This window comes from Patescibacteria group bacterium (assembly GCA_041645165.1).
In the GTDB taxonomy this organism is placed as follows: domain Bacteria; phylum Patescibacteriota; class Patescibacteriia; order 2-02-FULL-49-11; family 2-02-FULL-49-11; genus 2-02-FULL-49-11.
In genome coordinates this window covers 19657-39174 of record JBAZQN010000016.1, presented here as the reverse complement: position 1 = coordinate 39174, position 19518 = coordinate 19657, and the positions used below count along the sequence as shown (strand labels likewise).

12 protein-coding genes are annotated in these 19518 nt (G+C 48.7%); 1 reads left to right on the top strand and 11 read right to left on the bottom strand.

Annotated elements, in window-relative coordinates:
• Positions 1–2485, bottom strand: a 2485-nt coding sequence (locus WC659_06065; protein ID MFA4873465.1) for a CARDB domain-containing protein, incomplete at its 3' end; no start/stop codon positions are given.
• Positions 2486–2672: 187 nt separating this feature from the next.
• On the opposite strand from WC659_06065, the gene WC659_06060 reads away from it, so the two are divergent.
• Positions 2673–3722 carry a FlgD immunoglobulin-like domain containing protein gene (locus WC659_06060; GenBank protein ID MFA4873464.1) on the top strand — a complete coding sequence of 350 codons (1050 nt, stop codon included), beginning with the start codon at positions 2673–2675 and terminating at the stop codon, positions 3720–3722.
• A gap of 58 nt (positions 3723–3780) precedes the next feature.
• Here the strand turns inward: WC659_06060 and WC659_06055 are convergent, their stop codons facing one another.
• From WC659_06055 to WC659_06010, 10 genes are all read right to left on the bottom strand, one after another.
• Complete coding sequence (locus WC659_06055) at positions 3781–4047, bottom strand: hypothetical protein (protein MFA4873463.1); 267 nt, start codon at positions 4045–4047, stop codon at positions 3781–3783.
• 231 nt (positions 4048–4278) lie between these two features.
• A complete protein-coding gene (locus WC659_06050) occupies positions 4279–7032 on the bottom strand; it encodes an ATP-dependent Clp protease ATP-binding subunit (protein ID MFA4873462.1) in 2754 nt (917 codons plus the stop codon).
• A 50-nt stretch (positions 7033–7082) separates the two neighbouring features.
• Positions 7083–7454 carry a hypothetical protein gene (locus WC659_06045; GenBank protein MFA4873461.1) on the bottom strand — a complete coding sequence of 124 codons (372 nt, stop codon included), beginning with the start codon at positions 7452–7454 and terminating at the stop codon, positions 7083–7085.
• A gap of 2 nt (positions 7455–7456) precedes the next feature.
• Positions 7457–8110 (bottom strand): recombination protein O N-terminal domain-containing protein, encoded by a 654-nt coding sequence (locus WC659_06040; GenBank protein ID MFA4873460.1) that lies wholly within the window; start codon positions 8108–8110, stop codon positions 7457–7459.
• Positions 8111–8124: 14 nt separating this feature from the next.
• Positions 8125–9036 (bottom strand): hypothetical protein, encoded by a 912-nt coding sequence (locus WC659_06035; GenBank protein ID MFA4873459.1) that lies wholly within the window; start codon positions 9034–9036, stop codon positions 8125–8127.
• Positions 9037–9309: 273 nt separating this feature from the next.
• Positions 9310–9876, bottom strand: a complete 567-nt coding sequence (locus WC659_06030; protein ID MFA4873458.1) for a hypothetical protein — start codon at positions 9874–9876, stop codon at positions 9310–9312.
• A gap of 843 nt (positions 9877–10719) precedes the next feature.
• Positions 10720–11538 carry a hypothetical protein gene (locus tag WC659_06025; protein ID MFA4873457.1) on the bottom strand — a complete coding sequence of 273 codons (819 nt, stop codon included), beginning with the start codon at positions 11536–11538 and terminating at the stop codon, positions 10720–10722.
• 269 nt (positions 11539–11807) lie between these two features.
• A complete protein-coding gene (locus WC659_06020; GenBank protein ID MFA4873456.1) occupies positions 11808–12281 on the bottom strand; it encodes a hypothetical protein in 474 nt (157 codons plus the stop codon).
• Between the two features lie 743 nt (positions 12282–13024).
• Positions 13025–14464, bottom strand: coding sequence for a hypothetical protein (locus tag WC659_06015; protein MFA4873455.1), 1440 nt, complete (start codon positions 14462–14464; stop codon positions 13025–13027).
• Between the two features lie 1118 nt (positions 14465–15582).
• Positions 15583–19233: a class I tRNA ligase family protein gene (locus tag WC659_06010; protein ID MFA4873454.1), complete on the bottom strand. Its 3651-nt coding sequence runs from the start codon at positions 19231–19233 to the stop codon at positions 15583–15585.
• Between the last annotated feature and the right edge of the window lie 285 nt (positions 19234–19518).

The following is a 19518-nucleotide window of genomic DNA, read 5'->3' as shown; positions in this document are numbered from 1 at the left end:
CTCCCACCCCTATTTGCCGCAAATCGCTGTTGGTAATGCCACTGCTTAAGAAACGCATGATCTGGTAGGCAAGGTCGCCGTCTTTGAGGTAGTAACGCTTGCCATCGTGGATATACCAGGCTTGGCCGCGGTTTTGCACCTGGAGAACGATCCGACCGTCCAAACTATTGGCAAGATTCGCATCGGCCGCCAATCGGCCTGTCCCTACAGGGTTAAAGGCATTTTTAATCTCTTCACCGTCATTAAAGCCGTCGCCATCGGTATCGGGCTTGTTTTTGTCCGTGCCAATCGCCTCTTCCAGGCGGTCATCAAGCCCGTCGCCGTCAGAGTCGCTTCTTTCAGCGCGCTCTTCGAGCCCCACGGGTATTTTCCTCAAGTTCGCGTCGGAAATACCGAGGCCAAACGCTTGCAGGGCGCGATACGCGCTCTCGCCGTCTTTGAGGTAGAACCGCTGTTCGGTGACCGGATCCACGTACCACGCCTCTCCATGCTCCTCTACCTGCAGGAAGATATCCCCTTTGACGCGGTGCGTGAGCGCGGCGTTGATGCGTGCGGTAAGCTGCCGTTCGCGCTCAACCACTTCCCGCTCAAGCTCAGAAATCCTCAGCTCCAGCCGCTTGATACGCTTGCGCAAAGCCTGCACTTCGCTGTTTGTGGAGGAATCAGGGTCGTTCTGAATCACCGATCCGCTCCCCGGCTCACTCGGTTGCGGCGCGGGCAAAGGGGTGCCCGTGCTCGCCGGCAACTCGATCTTAAGTACGTCAGATTCAGCCACTTTATGGCCGTCGCTGCGGTCGCGGCAGACAACTTTGTAATATACTGCCAAAGCGCTCTCGCGGTTAGACAAAGTCAAAGAGTTTAAATCAACTTCCACAGAGGTTTGCTCACCGGCGTTGACGATACTGATGCCTGCGCCAGTATAGAGCAGATCGTCAGCTATGTCTGAACGACCCTTGAAAACAATGCTGCAGTTATACCTGCCGTCCGTGCGCCACTGGATCTTGGCGATCCGGCCGTCAACCGTATGCCCGCCGCCGGTGATGTTGCCAGAAATAGTAGGAGAAGTAATTTTCTTGGTTAATGAATTATTGTCGTCATTTAATTCTGGAATTTCGTTAAATGGGTCAATTATAGCTTTAAGATTATAGCTCGACTTATCTGGTATAATTTTTGACATCTGAAATTGACTGGAAGAGCGGCCCTGAATCACCCTGTCAACTATAAATCCTTCCCGATAATCATCATTAGTATCTAAATCTAAAACTTGGATTGTGAGACTTTTAACCTCAACGTCGTCGCCTGTATTCCTATAATCAATAGCAAATCGTTTTTTACCGTCAGGGTGGGTGAAAACACTAATATTAGTTATAATAAGATCAGGTTTCCTTGCCGGATCCTCTGTCTCTTTTAACGTAACAAAGCTAGATTCATTAGAGCGAACAGTATTGCCAAACTCATCTTTCGCGTTTATGTAGTAGTAATACTTAGTGTCTGATTTAAGTCCAGAGATCATGACACTGTGCCCGGTTGCCAGCCCGTCCTGGCCTTCCCACGAAGGGCTATTGCTATCTGATTCCCTGAAATAAACAAAACTGTCGGTGGGCTTATTGGTTTGCCAGGTAAAACGCGCTAGATTCGAGGTAACATCTGTTAGTTTAATATCGCTAATTTGCAACGGGACCAAACTTGTGGATTCAAATTTTGCCTCAACTATTGTCTCTTCACCCCTACTACCTAGAGCAGAAAGTGAGATAATTACCCCGACCTCATCAAAGTTGTAAGGTTTAATTGAAACGGTCAATGAATCAGTAATCTTAACCAGCTTGCCGCTTGCGTCAAAAATTTCTAGCACGGCTTTATAGCCTATTGAACTCGAATTGATGCTTTTAACTTTAACTGTTACTCCATTATTAATTTTCACGCGCTCACCGACTCTTAGTTCATACGTGCCGTCACTTTCAAACAAGCCGTCTGCCGTCCCAACCACCACTTCTCCTTGCCAGACATTATTGTTTTCATTTAATTCAGCGAGTTCGTCGGCATTGTCAACCTTGAAATAAATATTTTTACGGCCCGCTGATGAAAACTTTGCTCCATCAACCACACGCATCTGGACAGTTCCCCCTTTATCTAATGGATTAGATGTCGTTGGATCACCGCTCGGAATGTACGGCAAAGGATAGTTGCTCAAGTCCATGTCTTGAAATGATCTGAAAATATTATTTATACCCTGTCCGCTTGTTAGAGGTTCTCCTAAATTTTTAATATTAGCATTAACTGTTACTGCTTCTCCAACTCTTGGATTTGCCGGAGAAACGAAAAATTCAGATATAGTCAAATCCGGCTTGGCTTCCTGGGCCAAAATAGTCTGCCCAATAAAAAACCCGCCGAGGACGATGAGCAGTACCGCAACTACTATCATCAAATGCGGAACGCGGCGGTATGATATGCGAGAGAACGCATTAAAAACGTGACGTGCGTGCATAGTGCAGATTTTATTTAATAAAGCTACCTTTATTTTAGCATTATTTCCTTCAAAAATCAAGGCGGCGTTATAGGATATACCTATAGACAAAAATCAAACTAATTGATAGCATACCATTACCCGTTATTAAATCATAAAAAATCTGACGGGTATTTTTGTCCTTTAACAATCTAGAAGGAGACTTAAAATGAAAAAGCTACTCGCTCTTTTCGTTGTGTTGGCCATCGCCGGAACAACACTGGCTCAGGGAGACTCAATAAACGTATGGACTACAAATTATTTTCCAGTGATCCATCATGAAGCTAAACTCACTATTTTTTATAAAAACACTGGAAATTTTAACTTGTACAACTTTACCATTTATCTTTCATCACCTCAGCCGTTCCAATTACTCAAAGTAAGATCGGGGAATATGGCTGATTCTCTTGCTCTCCCAAGATTCATGCCTCATGAGGACTCCAAACAGACTATCACCGTATACAATAATCTCAAACCCCTTAATAAGGGTATCGGTACACTTCTCAATCTCATCATCTGGATGGAGGACCCAGCTACTATTAGTGCCACCGTTGTCTTTGATGGACAAGTTTATTATGGATTTGAAACAAGAGCACTGCTCTTTTGGAATGGATGGGATGTTAGTAGTGAATTTAATGAAAGAATGATTCGAGAGGAAATACATGAAACACTGGATACATTAAATTTCACAACGTACCTCACTATTCCGCTAAAACCCAAATTGAGTGGATTTATAATCAATGGAGATTCACTCGTACTTACAGCGGCAGATCAGCTTTCAAGAAGCGTCGCATATTTTCGCGAAGGTGGATCAGGCCTAGAGGTAGTGGTAAAACTAAAATATGATCCGAGAAAGTTTTATCGAAACTTCCAATATTGGCAGGTTTATAAACTCCTGCCTCCCTTTACAAATGTTGAATCACCATCCACTGCAGTGCCTATTGGATTTTCGCTCGAACAAAACTTCCCAAACCCCTTCAACTTCTCAACCACCATCCGTTACCAAATCCCATACACTGCATATATTATGCTTGATGTAATCAATATACGAGGTGAGTTAGTAAAAACTCTTGCAAATACTATACATCAAGCGGGTCTATACACTACAGTATGGGACGGGCTTAATAATGGTGGTAATGAAATGCCAAGTGGAGTCTATCTGGTTCGTCTTACCATGGGTAATTTCGCCCAAAGTAAGCGAATCGTTTTTTTAAAATGAAATCTAATTTTAAAATCCCCGGAAGCTGGAGGCTTTCCGGGGATGATTATTTTATAGATTATTTGCTGCGCGTGCGCATCCACCAACGTTTTACGAAAGGCAGAGAGCGCGTGGAGAGGAAATAGCCGAGAGTGGGCACGAACGCGTTGAGCCAGGGGTAGGGCAAGTGCACCGACTGCATGAAAATTCCCGCGATGATGTAAGTGGCGGCTGACAGGGAAAGCGTGCGCATCACGCTGGTTTCCCACGCTTTTTCAGCCTCCACCCGCCGATTGCGCTCCTCAATTGTGGCAATTCTCTTTTCTAAATTCTCAATAGAATCCATATCAAAAATCTATAGCTCTTCAGACATTATATTGACATTGCATAGTTTCCCGAAGCGCAGAATTCGCATTCGGTTCCCCCTCTTAAGGTAAGAGGGGGTAGGGGAGTTATGGGATTGGCGCGAAAAAAGCGTACGTGCACCAATACGAGGGCAAGCGCGCACCTCTCATAACTCACCCCCACCCTCCCTTATCTTAAGGGAGGGGGTCCTAGCGCCACTCACGGGAAAAGGTTAGAGGGGAGGAGCTTTTTCGACGCGCGGGCGGCCGCCGTATTCAAGAATTACCACATCGCGCCGCGTTAAGGCCCCTGAGAGAATGAATTGCGAAATCGGATTCTCCACCCGCTCCTGAATGAGGCGCCTTAAGGGCCGCGCGCCGTACGCAGGGTCAAACCCTTCGCGCGCAAGGTCCATCACTGCCACGTCTTCTATTTTTAGCCCTATCCCTTTTTCGTTCAAATCGTGCTCAATGCGGGCAAGCAGCAAGCGCGCAATCGCCTGGACATCCGTGACCGAGAGCGGCTTAAATACCACCACGCCATCGAACCGATTCAGAAGCTCCGGCCGAAACCGCTTCGGCAGTTCATTTTGAATAAGCTCGGTCCTGATCTTCTCGATCATATCTCCTGCGCGCAACATGGAAAGGATGATTTCCGCGCCCGCATTCGAAGTGCCGATGATGATGGTATTGGTAAAATTGACCGTGCGGCCATGGGTGTCCGTCAGCCGCCCGTCCTCAAGCACCTGCAGGAAAAGGTTGAGGACGTCGCCTGACGCTTTTTCAAACTCATCGAGCACCACCAATGAAAACGGCTGCTTACGGACGGCTTCTGTAAGATAGCCAAAACTCCCCACAGCCACGCTTCCTAATAATTTATCCAACGCATCAGCCCCTTGGTATTCTGACATATCGAGCCGCACCATGGCGCTCTCTTTTCCGTAATACACTTCGGCAACCGCGCGCGCCACTTCTGTTTTTCCCACTCCTGTGGGCCCCAAAAAAAGGAATGACGCAATGGGGCGCTTCCGGTCTCGAAGCTCTGTCCTCCCGCGGCGAATCGCATTGGCCACGAGGTTTACCGCTTCCTCCTGGTCGATTATGCGCTCATGCAGCCGTGCCTCAAGCGCTAAGAGGAGCGAGCCCTCATGTTCGGAAATGGTGGTGAGCGGCACATGGGTTTTTTCTGATACCACGGCGGCAACGTCCTCCGGATGCACCACCGACCATTCTTTGCGCTCTTCACGCACTGCCTCCCCTGCCTCTTCCATGAGGTGTATCGCCTTATCAGGCATATGCCCTTCGACCAAGTACCGCATGGAAAGGTCAACAATTTTCTCAAGCGCAGGATAGGAAAAATAAATTTTAAGCCTCCCTTCGATATAAGGCGCTTTCGATTCAAGCACCCTGATGGTTTGCTCACGGTCCGTCTCCCCGATATCCACCCGCGCGAGCAGTCGCCCTAAGGGCGACGTTTCAATGAAGGTGCGCGCTTCCTGGGGAGTCGTGGTTGCGATAAGCAATATCTGCTTATGCTCAAGCAGTTCCGCAATAATCCCTGCAATATCAAACGCTGCTCCTCCCATGGACCGCGTGCCCACCAGGGTGTGCACATTCTCAATCACAAGGATGACATTGCCCGCTTTCCTTATTTCCCGCGTCATTTTAAGGAGCGCATCCTCCATGCCGCCCAAGGTTCCTCCCCCTGCCACGAGCGCAGGCACAGATAGCTCCACTAAGCGTTTATCTTCCAATACCCGCGGCACGTCTTCAGAGGCCATTGCGTCTGCAATATGCCCGATAACCGATGATTTCCCCGCGCCTTCCTCGCCCACGAGCAGCACGCCTTGCTCCCCCGCCTGAAGTACGCGGAAAAGCTCGCCTACCTCGCGTTCGCGCCCCACTGCGAGGGGAAGCGCGCCCGCGCGCGCATACATAGTGAGGTCCCGCGAGCACCGATCAAGCAATGGTGTCGCCACCGACGTATACGTGCGGTTCATCGCCCCTTTGGGTTTATATGCCGCCCGCCGCGCAAAATGGCGAGTGCGTCTCACAAGCTCCCGATGGAGCTCAATCCATTCAGCAACATGCGTGATAGCGCGTTCAGTAATTTCAAGATCAGTGAACACGGCATAAGGATCGGCGCACGCGGGATCGGCGAGCGCTATAAAAAGATCGGTAGGTTTTACGCGTGCATGCCTCCTTTGAGAGGCGCCCTTGAATGCATTAAGCAGCATTAAGTAGCATTCCAGAGATACGCGGGGCGCGCCTGTCCCAAATGCCTTTCGCGAAAGAACATGCTTCACCTTTTCCGCAAAAAGTGTCCCGTCAATGGAGAGCCGCGATAACAGCAGTCCGATACTCGGGTCGCTCACCGCGCTCGCGAGGATATGAATAGACGAGAACTCCTGGGCATTCAAGCGTTTCGCAAATTCGTAGGCATGCTCAATAATGCGCTGCGCCGCTTCAGTGAAAAACGGCGCGATGTCTTGCGCATATCTCCCGCGCGCAAACCCCGTTACTGCATGCAGTAACGGGGTAAACCAATTGCCCTTCATGGCTGATTTCGCAATTTGTTTCCTCAAATCAGCGCCCTTCTGCTGTTCACTGATAAAGCGGTACATAAGATACGACGCGGCAAGCGCGCCGATCCACACCGCCACAGCCGCCACATCGCTGCCATAGAAAAGATGCCTTGCCACCGCCGCATAGTCATCCTGCGCGCGCACGACAAGATATCCTAACGATATCACCGCACACGCGACCATGAGGAACATCGCGCTCCCGATCCCGAGCCGCACCGCCCTGCCTACTTCATCCGCCATAATGCGAAGGGAGGAAATCGGCTTTTCCCAGCAGAACGCCTTCCCCTCATATTCCCATACCGCGCCGGTCCCATAACAAAATGCGCAGCGTGACGGCTCCTTGCCGCGATGCGCGCAGGGGTGGGGGCTCAAACTCTGATCTTGTGGTGCCTGGAGGGACATTTGGTAATTTTTTGATGTAAATAATCGCGTATTCTTTGGGACATCCTGTATTATGATGCACGATAGAAGGTATAAAGAAGATACGCCGCGCCCACGGGCAGTCCGATATAGAGCGCGAGCGCGACCAAATAGAGCGCGAACCACAAAATAAATTGCGCAAGACGGAATACCAAAATAATAATGCGCGCGACAAAACTGATGGCGCGGCCCGCAAGGGAATAATCCGCGTACATGGGCGTAAACATGCTTTTGAGCCACGGCCCCAGCCCAAAATCAAACCACTCATTGGCAATGCCTCTCCCCACCCACTTCAGGACTGTCCATAATCCTTGGGTACACCACCACACCGGCCAGGTGAGAATGTCCAGCAAGACATCCACCACGACCAGCCTCACGACATGGATTGCGAGCGGTGTGCGCATAATTATTGTTTCAACGACATAAGATATTGCTCTGGAAGAAGGAGAGAGGAGATACCAATACTGTCTGAAAATATATGGCCTATACGCTCATGCAGGGCTTTTTGCATAGGGATAAGCAGTTGGCCTGCCTCAATAAGCGTAGCGGTACGTGATGATTGATGGAGTAATTCTTCCCCCTTCTTTCCATTATACGCCACCTCCCGCTCCACGCGATAGCCAAGGAAATCCAAAAGACACACCGCAAAGGCGAGGCGCAAGGAGGGGAATGTTTTCTCCATGACGGATACATCATTGAGCGTGCGCAAATATTCGAGGCAGAGATGGAATATCCGCTCATCCGCGACTCCTGGTTTTAAGGTACCCTGCAGCACCGCCATGCCCCACGCCGCATAGCCTTGCCTTCTGCAATCGTGCCAGAGATGGGAAAAAGTCTCATTTGCCTCGACGCCAATGATGCGGTCGGCAAACCTGCTCACCAAAGTAAGGGTAAGAAGCCGGTAAGGGGTGAGCTTCGGCCCCAGTTTCGAGCGCATCCGCGCGGCGCCGGCCGCGTGCGCGGTTATCTGCCCTTTTTGCTCAGTGAGCAAAAGAAAAGATCTCCCCCACTCTCGGTAAGGGGTCATCGAGAGGATAATCGCGGGAGTGGTGTAGTACATAAGATAACCGCGTGTTATGAACCTTCTCCTTTTAATATTTCCTTATATTCCCTATAGGTATTTAATTTCTTCTTTGCATGACTTTCAAATTTTTCAAAATCAGAATCCTCCGAAATAAAATTTTTTCCTTCCTCCTGCATCGCAGAGAGCAAATCTCTGGCCACACTCCATGCCATCTCCTCCATGTTCAGAACCGGCGCCAGATATTTAAGAACCCTTTCCTTTTCCTCGTTTGTCAGTGTTTCTCCTCCCTGCACTCTCTTCTCCGCCATCCGCAGTTCGATAATTCCTTTTGCCGCATCTTTATCCAATTCTTCACTCTCCCGTGCGAGAATTACATGACTCACTTCATGCAATATGTCATACACATCCTCTATAGAATTCACATGATGAAATCGCACTTCATTCATAGCAGGGATTCCCACTGGTTCATAAGATGCCTCCGTCGCCTCGCCTTCGCGCAAGCGTGCCTCCTTTTGAAACCATACCATTTGACAGTCTCCCAATGAACCGACGTCAGTACATCGCCCTGTCTTAGTATCAACCATTAAAAGTTGGTTAGCGGGCAGAGATAATGATACATTATTATCCTCTTCATTATCTTTATACCCTTGACTTACGTTCAGAAGGTAAAAAAGCTCCATTCCCTCATTCTCGGCTCCTATACGGCTCGTGCCTGCCGCGAGGAGCTCCTGCTCGTCAGATTCAACAGTAACAAGATGCAGAGGTTTCAGCGCATCCTTTGCCTTATCAATGAATTCGTTGCCTCCCGTGTATTCAATTCCCCCTTTAAATTCTTGGTACCGCATACTGCCCACGGCTTTCTCAACAGAATCAAAAGACGCATTCCTCACGCGTTCCTGTATATACGCACGCTGAGGACGTTTATCCCAAAAAAGATCCATTTGTTGGTCATGTCCTTCCATATATCTCCAAACATAATAATACCATGCTATCACCGCGCATAATAAAAGGGGCGCAAAAAATCAATTTTATCTCTCTTCCTGCCATCTTTAACCCGTGGATAAGCATCCCGTTCCCGACCCAAAAATTTAAAATTATAAACCTCTCAAAAAAACACAAAGAGAGGGGGGTGTACACGAACGATATAACGGACTTCACGGCCCGCTCACCTTTTTCCATCACGATATCAGGATCAATATTTGACGATCGTCAATGTATGATCCCTCAAACACGGCTCACTCAGCGAACAATTTACCAAACTTACGCTCCATAACATCCATACCATCAAATGAATCAACGATCGCATACCGCACATATTTTCCAACTCCATAATACTCGACAATAGCATTAATCTCATTACGACACTCAAAAGGATGCACCCAGACGCTTAAATTCAAATACAGAAATCCTATATGTTCCAATTTCCCCCTAAGCGCATTGCGCGCCTGCCGATACTTCTCGGGTATGTCGAACACAACCATACGCCACTTCCCGTCCCACTTAGCAGGCTTCAGAATCACAATTTCCTCGATCATCTTTTTTTTCAACTGGTCTCTTCCCTCTTTTGTGAGCTCAAACTTCCAGGCGTTTTTCTCTCCCAACGATCGAATATAGCCCTTTTTCTCCAGCCGTCGTAAGGCGACACGCACCTGACGGCGGGGAAATTCACCAAAGCCTTTTCTCCCTTTCAACAACTGTACCGCATTGGGCGCCATGAATGCTACCGTGAGCATCCCCACAGCCTCAAGAACGCTCCAAATGACGCTCATCACCTCTTGTTTTTTCTCTTGACTTCTATTCATAGATGCGATAGCAAAACCTCGTCACCGTGTGGGCTTACGCCTCCCCCTACGTCGCTCATGGGCGACATACCATGGCATTAACCGAGGTGAAGAGGTAATCTGTCCGCCACACGCCTCTTTCACATCCGCACATCCATCTTAGCATCTCCCTCTCTAGGGATCAACATTTGACGATCGTCAATATGTGATCCCTTGTCAGAGAGATAACCCCACTCTACTACAACTACGATAAACGATCTCCTCCCCCACGGGGTAAAAAATAATAAAACAGCCTCGGTAAAAGGCTGCCATCTCCAACCAGCTGGAAGTGAAGAATGAACGCATCAATATAAGGAGAGAGATTGTATTCTCCGTGAGGAGAATACTACTGATACGCGCATCATCGCCATCCAGCTGGCTGAAGGCCAAGCTACATTGAATCCTCTCATCAACCTTCCACCTCACTGAATGGCTGATGATAGGAGGGGAATATGCACCAAACATCTCCTACTCAACTCCCCTTTTTTGGATTCTTTTGTGTGACAGTGAGGATTCTCACTGTCGTGAATTAGTGGGCCGAAGCCCTGCTTACTCATAGGTACAAACGTCACCAGTGGTGACCCTGACCGGTTTATACTCCGGCTATATCAAATTAAGACTGGCATAAGCGAACCAGACCATTTCAGGATTTAACTTGATAACTCTTGAGTTGTTTTTAAGGGCGTTATCCTTATCGTACCCTCTGGACGATTAGGTGCTCTGGGCACCTTATTGCAGCAACTCCGTTATCACTGCAACTAGCCAAGTCTTTTATTAGACCACTTGAACGAATTCAGTGATCAGGCGCCTGACCGCCTTTTGGAATTACGCTTGCAATGCTTCTTTCACGATTTCGCGCAACTCGCTGACCGTGACGGCACCTGACTTTCTTTTGGTGAAGTCGAGTGTTTTTTGCAATGCAATGCGCATCTTTTCCATCACGGGCGGCTCAAAACCGCGGAGCCATGAACCATGAGGCTGTGCCTCACAGCCATCATGACCGAACACCTTTTTACCGCCAGCGTAAACGTAGATGCTACCGTTCCCGCCGCCCCAATCTGCCTCAACGCGAATGATGCCGTCCTCATTGGTTTCAAATGCCTCGACGCTCAACCCACTGCAATTGCGGCAGGCATCCCGCAGCTCATCCGTCCAGAACGTTGATTTGATCGTCGGGTGAAGGCCCGTAGCGTCACGTGGCCCGATGAAATGGCCAGTAAACGAGAGATACTTCTCGCAGGCGCCCCGCTCTGGAAAAGCAGTGTCAAGGAACACCTTTTTCAGATGCTCACTAGCTTTGGCGTTCCATTCGTCAGGCGAGACGAATGTCAGGCACAAGTGACGAGGATATTTCAGGCTGGCAAAAAATGCGACCATTCCATCAATCCATTCCTGCATCCCAAGAATAGGAGTGCCGAGGATTGGTCTTTTCAACCCTGTCGCGTCTTCCAACGCCTGTTCCTCATCCATCTGGGCTGTGGCTTCAAAGTGGCTGTCATAAAAGCTTCTGCCACGGCCGTCGAACTCGTCCACCCACCCGAGCATAATGTGACTGAACACCCAATCACTTGGAATGTTCGTCAACTCACGGGCTGCATTTTGATTTTTTTCAGCCCATGACCAGAAGTTTACGGTGGTATTCATGACACGTCTCCTTATATTTTCTCATCCCACGTCGAGAGACATTGCCGGGATGAGAATGTTTGTTTATGCACACAAAAGTGTGCGGTTAATTTAGCTTCCAGCGAAGCTCAGCGAGTGATTGCAAACCACCCCTTGAGCTCCGCCGAAGCAAATGTTTTTCAATTTTCAACGTACACTCTCTTGATTTCCCCTGAATCCATAAATGAATTTATGAACTCGGGGGAAAGGCGGAGTTGATATCGGGCAATCAACTCGCGCCTTTTTTTGAGCTACGCCGTCAGCAGTGCCATGTCCTCATCGGTGAAGACATGGATGACGATGGATTGGGTGAGCTCTTTCATCCAAACCATCATATCGCGATCTTCATCGTAATTCTGGCGCTGTTCATAGCGCCGCCAGAATTCAATGACGAACCGAATCCTACCCGGATCCCCCCACGCCTTGAGCCAGTTGCCACGCTGGGTGATGTGGCAATTTTGGTCATCACTGCTTTCCGTGATGAGCCATTGGGGGGACTGGAGCACCTTGCCGTCCACGCAGACGGCGGTAAACACCCGCGCGAAGTGGCAACTACCGTTGTGGTAGCTGATTTCGGACTGGAGCTCCGCCAGCTCGGCGCGGTTGGTCTTCACGACCCCAATGCCGGACTCCGCTCCCGCAAACATCGCGGGAACGAAAAACATATACGGGCGGCCCACAACTTCAGTGAACCGCTCGTCCGACCACACGTTCGACATATCCATATTCTCTCCTTACGTGGTTGGCAGCCGCATTGCAGCTACGCCACTGCGAAGAGTCCCATCTGGCGTGAGTGCCTTTGAACCATGCCATTTGGCAGGGATCTGACGGTCTACTCGATATTGAGTAGCGCCCTGGGTATTTTTCGAGACACCCAAAACGCTACTCTCGAATAGACCAGTTTTCTTTGTCAATGTTTTTCGTTTTCTCTTCTGAACCCTCATCTTGTCTTACTGAGCCTGTCGAAGGATGAGAACTCGGAAGAGAGGGGTAACAACAAGCAACGTTATATATCCGCGTTGCTACTCCCTTTAGACGCTCGTGCGAGCGCCCTTTCTTTTTGTGGCCTTGCGGCCTCTGATCCGTGCGCTACATGGCCCTCAGATCAGCAGCTTAAACCCATTTAGGTAGGACGCCATTTTTGCCATCTGTCCACATGGGACACGCCCTGTCCTTCCGCGTGGGGGATTTCTCCCGCTCTCGCTTTCATCACCGGTTGCTTAGCGCTACATACCGGCAGCTTTTACGCGGTTCGGCCATAAATTTCATGGCACGCGCCTTCCGTGTGCACGCGGTGATCGCAATCCTCTCATCAAGGACTCGCCACCCGCACGGTAAGGTATAATCGTACTTCTCGCACAGGGTACGATTCCTGCTTCCCAACACTTGTTACCAAGGGAGATCATTCACTCCTTCTCTTACCCTCGAAGGTTGGTCCTCGACTCTAAAACATCAGAGGCGAGTAGTTTTACTGTCGTGGTTTTGAGGTATATTGCTTTTTTCCGTCCGGGGTCATTACCTCAAGAAATGTACCCTGAACAGAACGGAGACTGGCATTATGATCGGTGATTCGGCAACGCACAGGTCTTCCGCCGAGCTCGTCATCGGGCTCAACGAAGTAGGCAACTACTTCAAGCTCGGGCAGACTACCTTTCTGTGTAGACTTCAGCTCATATTGAGCGAACACCTTACCCGCACGTTCCGCCCAATACTTCTTGCGCAGCGCGGCAACCCGGATCGCTTCCTTCTCTATATCCGTTTGAGAGGCAAAAAATTCCTTGAGTCCCAGATCGGCAACCCAGGAATATTCCAATGGACTCACTCTAAACGAATGATAGAAGTTGCCGAGTTCGATCTTGAGCTCGTGCGTCCGCCAATCTTGCTCGATCTTTCGTATCGTCGCTACTCTCTTAGAGCCGTCATGCATAGTAGCCATGCACACCACCATGCCATCATGATTTTCGAGGACATAACTTACTGGATGGGTGTCGAGGCCTTTTTGGTGCACCGCATTTTCCTTGGCTCTTTGCGCTTTCCTGATTTCCTCGATGTGCTCAAGTAGATTCCCCATCTCATTCATCCAGTCTGGATTACTATGCCGATCGTGTTGATGAATAGAGACGAACGCAACGGGTGCACCGTAGAAGTTGATAAGGACACATGATCCAAATCCCTTCCACGTGAACCAATTCATACCATTGAAATTCCGCCAACCGTCAAGATTGGTTGACAAAATTTCGAACTTGTCTGAGATGCAGCCTTCGTACTGCATCATCGGGATTCGAGCTTTCCGAAAAAGCTCGATGAGCCTGTCCTGACCGTGGACATTGTCGAGTTCACTCGATTTTCCAGGCTCGATGTCGATCCGGTGGGTCGCGGTTCTGATCTCACCGTCGCGATACGGTTTTTCATCGTCCCTAGGATCGCCCCCGAAAAGACCACCTTGCGGTTCGCGTTCACGTTTCCACTGTTGGTGGTCAGGGTCAAACACGAAGATTGCGCGTTTATGACGGGCGTTTAAGAACTTGTGCGCCCATGCTTCAGCTTCCGGGCTTATACTTTTACCACTCTCCGGCCGAGCAACTCGTACTATCCTGGTGGAAACTCTCTCCAGAATATACGTTGAGTAACCGGAAGTAACCCCTCTATGGGCAGTGATCTGGAAAACCTGAAGACCTTTCCTGGATCCCACCGTACCGCCCCATAGCACCGGCAAACGCTTCCCCTCCAACGAACAAGGCACCTCGATGTGCGAGGTTTTACTCGTCACGCGTCCCCCATGTTCGGTAAAAACTACATACACCTCTCCCTCCTCAAATGGAAGAAGGTAGAGGTCGCCGCTCCCATCCTTCCCTGGTCCCATGTTAAGGGCACTATGGTAGCGGCCGTCATGAAATTGAACGACCATGAGTCGCTCCTTTCTTTGGTTTTTTGTTCTTTTTTCAGTTCATCTGAGTTGCTTACTTAGCTCAGATGACTCGTTGGCGACCAATTATATTAGACCTCTCCGTGATCGCCTTGCGGAGCTTTAATTAACTTTGCCGAATGGCGAGCTGGTCAACATCTGCGTTGACCTGCCCGCGCAGGCGGGTCTGCGTATGGTACGCGTTAATCCGCGATGTCTACCAATTCGCCACCCGGCATATTGTCCTCTCAATTATCAAAGAGCTGTCACGAATCGTTATCCAAAACCACCATCTAATAAAATCGTGAATTTGGATAACGAGTGGATGCGAGGCATCATTGCATCCACTCTTTTTTTCCCGTCCGCGGTTAGCCTGCCGCGCGGGAAGGCTTTCGCCTGGGCTGTTTCTGTTTCTAGGTCAGCCTGCACCCTTTTTTTATAATAGTAGGGCCGATCGGGGATTTAGAAGGCATCACTATGCAATCATTAAGACTTTATTCAAGTCAGTTGCAGTCTCAGTAATACCGCCCTCTACTCCCCGATTACCGCCATAAAAACCACCTGTCCTTTCGTTTAATTCTTTTGTTTACGTACCGTCTCACGCTACAGGCCATCTCGTTGGCCTGGTTCTACTATTTTTTAAACATAGAGCTGGATCAACCAACAATAATCCTTTTGATCTAGCCTAATGTCTATCCTCCATTCCCAAACTAGAAATGAAGGTTTGAAACACAACAGACTCTTTCTCAACAGGAAAGAGTCTGCTTAAAACGCAAAGATAATTCCCCTACAAAATAGGGGTGCAGATATTGCGGTGTCTGCGCCACCGACTCTCTCCTCTTGAATTGTCCGATTTATTTTAAAAATTCTTAAATAACACGCTATTATACTCTTAGGAACATACCTGTCAAGGTCTTATAAAACAAAAAATGGCTCGATTGAGCCATAAATGTTTATAATTTTCGTTTTCTAGCTATAAAAAGAAGGTATATCCGCCGTTCGGCCGCATAACAATAACAATTGTAGCGTAGCAGCTGGTCTGCCACCGATTGGTCGGAGACCCCAAGTAGTAGAAACTTCGTTTCACTACGGGGCAGGCAAGCTCCGACACTACAACGAGGTTAGAAGCCAAAAACTATATCCTCTCCCCCCAATTTAACCTGTGCATGTCGCGTGGATGCCACTTCTTCCACAAAACGCACCTCCGAGGAAATCGTAGCCTTGAGAAGGTCATTTTTATAAGTATTAATTAATTGCTCCGAGATCGGCGTCTTCTGCACCGAGAGCACTATCTGATCTTTTATAGTCAGCTTCGCTTCTTTTCTCAAATTATTTACCGCGCGGATGAATTCCCGCTTCATGCCTTCAAGCTTGAGCTCTTCCGTCAAATGCGTATCGAGCTCGACGCTTAACGGCCCTGTTGATTTTTCAAACACTACTTCCTTCACATTCAGTTCATCTTTCAAAATGTCGGCATACTCTTCCTTAATGCCTGATTCTTGATACTTGATACTCGCGCGTTGCAACGGCTGCCGGACGGGGATTTTTGCGGCCGCGCGTGCCGCGAGCCCTACCTCGACCACTTTGCGCACGGCGTCCATATGTACGAGCACTTCCTTATCAATTTCACCCGCCTGCGGCCAATCCGCTAAATGCACCGATCCTTCTGTTCCATGTTCCATGTTTTGTGTTCCATGTATCTTCTGCCAGAGTGCTTCTGCGGTAAAGGGAATAAATGGCGCAATGAGTTTTGAAAATTCTATGAGCACATAGCGCAGCACCGCCCGGCTTTCACTGCCTGTCTTCATTCGCTCCCTGCTGCGGCGCACATACCAAGTAGAAAGATCAGTAACAAACTCTTCAATCGCGCGCCCCGCAGGTGTGACATCATACGCTTCAAGCCGCTCGGTCACCAGCGCAATGAGCTGATTTAAACGAGCCAGTATCCAGCGATCAAGAGCTCCTAAATTTTTCGAACTGACCAACTGAGAAACAGACAAACTGTTAAACTGTTCAGGGGGGTAGAGTTCATGGAACGAAACGACGTTCCAAAGAATCATGAAAAATTTCTTGACTATTTCCATTATTTCTTTCTCATCAAATCGTTTCGGCAGCCCCGGATCATTCACGGTAAATAAATACCAGCGCACCGCATCCGCGCCATATTTCGCGAATACGTCCTCTGGCACGATAATATTGCCAAGAGATTTCGACATCTTCTTTCCTTTCGCATCGAGTATGTGGCCTAAACATATTACATTTCTGTAGGGCGCGCCTTTGCCCAGCGCCACCGATACCGCGAGGAGGGTATAGAACCAGCCGCGCGTCTGGTCGATCGCCTCGGAAATATAATCAGCCGGAAACTGACGTAATGACTTAGTGCCTTCCTGACTTAATGCCTCGATATTCTCCGGATATTGCGCAAACGGCATGGCGCCCGAGTCAAACCATACGTCTGCGACCTCGGGTACGCGGCGCATCACGCCGCCGCACGTGCAGGGAAAAATAATGTCATCTACGAACGGACGATGCAGATCAGCTTCGCCAAGTGCATTGGTTAAAAATATGCCGCTCTCAACCATTATCGGATTTCCTTTAATTGGGTAAGTATAATTATCAAGCGCTCCCGGGCTTCCATTCAGTGCCCAGATCAAAATCCAGAGCGGATCACCGTGAGAGACGATTAAGAATGTTTTCCCCTCGTGTCCGCTTTCAAGCCCTTTCATAAAGTCGGCCATTCTCTTTAATATCTCCCCATACGTCTCTCCTCCTTCTGGCTTCTTTAGAAATCTCTCTCTGACACTTGGGAATTCCCGATTATATTCAGCAGTTGATTTGCCCTCATACACCCCCACTGCGTACTCACGAATCCTTGCGTCATACAGAACTGGCACACCTAATTCTTTCGCAATCATTTCCGCGGTTTGCTGCGTCCGTAAAAAATCAGAAGAATAAATCGCGTCAATCTTCTCATTTTTTAATGTAGTTATTGTAGTGCGCACTTGCGCAATACCCTCTTCAACCAATGGATACGATTGAGAAATCTCCACAGATCCATTACAAATATCATTCACATTCGATACTGCCCGGCCATGCCGCATGAAAATGTAGCGGTTCTTGAGCCTTGCTCTCTGCACCAGTTCAGCCACACTGCCGATTACTTCCACGCGGCCGCAGCCACTCAGGCCTGTATCATGTATCATGGATCCTGAATCAATTGTTTCATGTTCCATGTTATGTGTTCTATGGCTCCCTTGGCACCTCCAAATGGGCAGTGGTGTCCCCCAATACCGTTCGCGCGAAAACGCCCAATCCTTCACTTCCCGCAGCCACTCGCCAAACCGCCCCTCCTTTATATAGTCTGGGACCCAATTAATCTGATTATTAGTTTCAATCAGCTCATTCCGCAATGTTGACATCGCCACGAACCAGCTGTGCTTAGCATAGTAAAGGAGCGGCGTTCTGCACCGCCAGCAGTAAGGATAATCATGCTCGTAAAGTTCTTTCTTAAATACCAATCCGCGCTTCTCTAAATCGGCAATAATCAATTTCTCCGTTTCCGGATCTTTCACAAACTTCCCGCGCACAAATTCCGGCGCATCCGCATTAAACAATCCTGCCTCGTCAACCGTATGCTTCTTCGGTAGTCCCACCGCCGTGCCCAAATTATAATCATCCTCACCATACATCACCGCCGTATGCACCACCCCTGTCCCATCCGTGGTGCTCACGAAGTCGGCAGCATATACCTTATATGATATTGACGACTTTAGAGCCGGAACATTAAAGAGCGGTTCGTATTCTAATCCAACTAACTCTTTACCTTTAAATTCCGACAGGACTTGTGGCATTAGTGTAACTTCGCGTCCACCTGGTGTCTCATCGAAAAGAAAATGGAATGGTTCTGCCTTTAACGATGCTGATACTTTTTCAAGTTCTTCGTATATATCTTGCGCGAGTATTACAATGTCATAAATTGCCTTCCCAGCCTTGTCCCATTCACCAGTAAATCGTCTTACCATTACATAGTTAATATTTTCACCAACCGCTAATGCTACATTCCCTGGTAACGTCCATGGTGTAGTAGTCCAAGATAAGATAAAAACTTTTCCGTCATGTGGAATTTTGAATTTTGAATTTATTTCGGATTTAGGATTTAGGATTTCGAATTTAATCGTAAGCGACAGATCCTTCACCGACTGATACCCCAATGCTAATTCGTGGCTCGAAAGCGCCGTCCCGCACCGAGGGCAGTGCGGCACGACCTTGTGCCCTTCAATAAGAAGCCCGCGTTCATGGAAAAGTTTAATCACGCCCCAAAGCGCCTCCACATAAGGCGCGGTATAGGTCACATATGGATGCTCCATATCCACCCAGAACCCCATGCGCGCGGTGAGCTTTTCCCACTCGTCCTTGTATTTCCATACTGACTCTTTGCATTTTTGGTTGAATGCGGCGATGCCATACGCCTCCACCTCCTTCTTGTTCTTCAAACCCAATTGCTTCTCCACTTCCAGCTCCACCGGCAGGCCGTGCGTATCCCAACCCGCCTTCCTTACCACGCGGTATCCCTGCATAGTCTTGAAGCGGGGTATGATATCCTTAAACGCGCGCGCGAGCACATGATGAATCCCGGGCTTGCCGTTTGCCGTCGGCGGGCCTTCATAAAACACAAAATCGCCGCGAGAAGCGGGTTTCTCCACTGATTTCTCAAATATCTTATTTTCCCGCCACCAATCTAAAATCTTTAACTCTATGACTGGTAAATCCATACCCGCCTAAGTTTTGCACTGAAAAAGTGCGTGACCCAATAAATACCATAGTAATAGTACGACGGACAAAATAGTTTTCTACCCGTAAAATTTAGGCGGGCATATGCTCAATATCTGTACGTAGCGTATCGAAAAATTCAATAAAAATCAAATGCGAACCGGTGTAACTGCTCACAGGCCATGTCTTAAAATAGCGAGGGAGCTGCAATTTTTGAGGCGGAAAGGCGCATCAAGCTGCTTGATCGCGACGCCGAACAAAATTGTCAGTTCCCGAAGTGTTCTTGG

Bases quoted from the DNA above. Each gene is read 5' to 3' on its own strand.
- WC659_06010 (MFA4873454.1), bottom strand. From the start codon at position 19,233: ATGGATTTACCAGTCATAGAGTTAAAGATTTTAGATTGGTGGCGGGAA.
- WC659_06060 (MFA4873464.1), top strand. From the start codon at position 2,673: ATGAAAAAGCTACTCGCTCTTTTCGTTGTGTTGGCCATCGCCGGAACA.
- WC659_06020 (MFA4873456.1), bottom strand. From the start codon at position 12,281: ATGGATATGTCGAACGTGTGGTCGGACGAGCGGTTCACTGAAGTTGTG.
- WC659_06025 (MFA4873457.1), bottom strand. From the start codon at position 11,538: ATGAATACCACCGTAAACTTCTGGTCATGGGCTGAAAAAAATCAAAAT.
- WC659_06055 (MFA4873463.1), bottom strand. From the start codon at position 4,047: ATGGATTCTATTGAGAATTTAGAAAAGAGAATTGCCACAATTGAGGAG.
- WC659_06035 (MFA4873459.1), bottom strand. From the start codon at position 9,036: ATGGAAGGACATGACCAACAAATGGATCTTTTTTGGGATAAACGTCCT.
- WC659_06040 (MFA4873460.1), bottom strand. From the start codon at position 8,110: ATGTACTACACCACTCCCGCGATTATCCTCTCGATGACCCCTTACCGA.
- WC659_06030 (MFA4873458.1), bottom strand. From the start codon at position 9,876: ATGAATAGAAGTCAAGAGAAAAAACAAGAGGTGATGAGCGTCATTTGG.
- WC659_06050 (MFA4873462.1), bottom strand. From the start codon at position 7,032: ATGTCCCTCCAGGCACCACAAGATCAGAGTTTGAGCCCCCACCCCTGC.
- WC659_06045 (MFA4873461.1), bottom strand. From the start codon at position 7,454: ATGCGCACACCGCTCGCAATCCATGTCGTGAGGCTGGTCGTGGTGGAT.
- WC659_06015 (MFA4873455.1), bottom strand. From the start codon at position 14,464: ATGGTCGTTCAATTTCATGACGGCCGCTACCATAGTGCCCTTAACATG.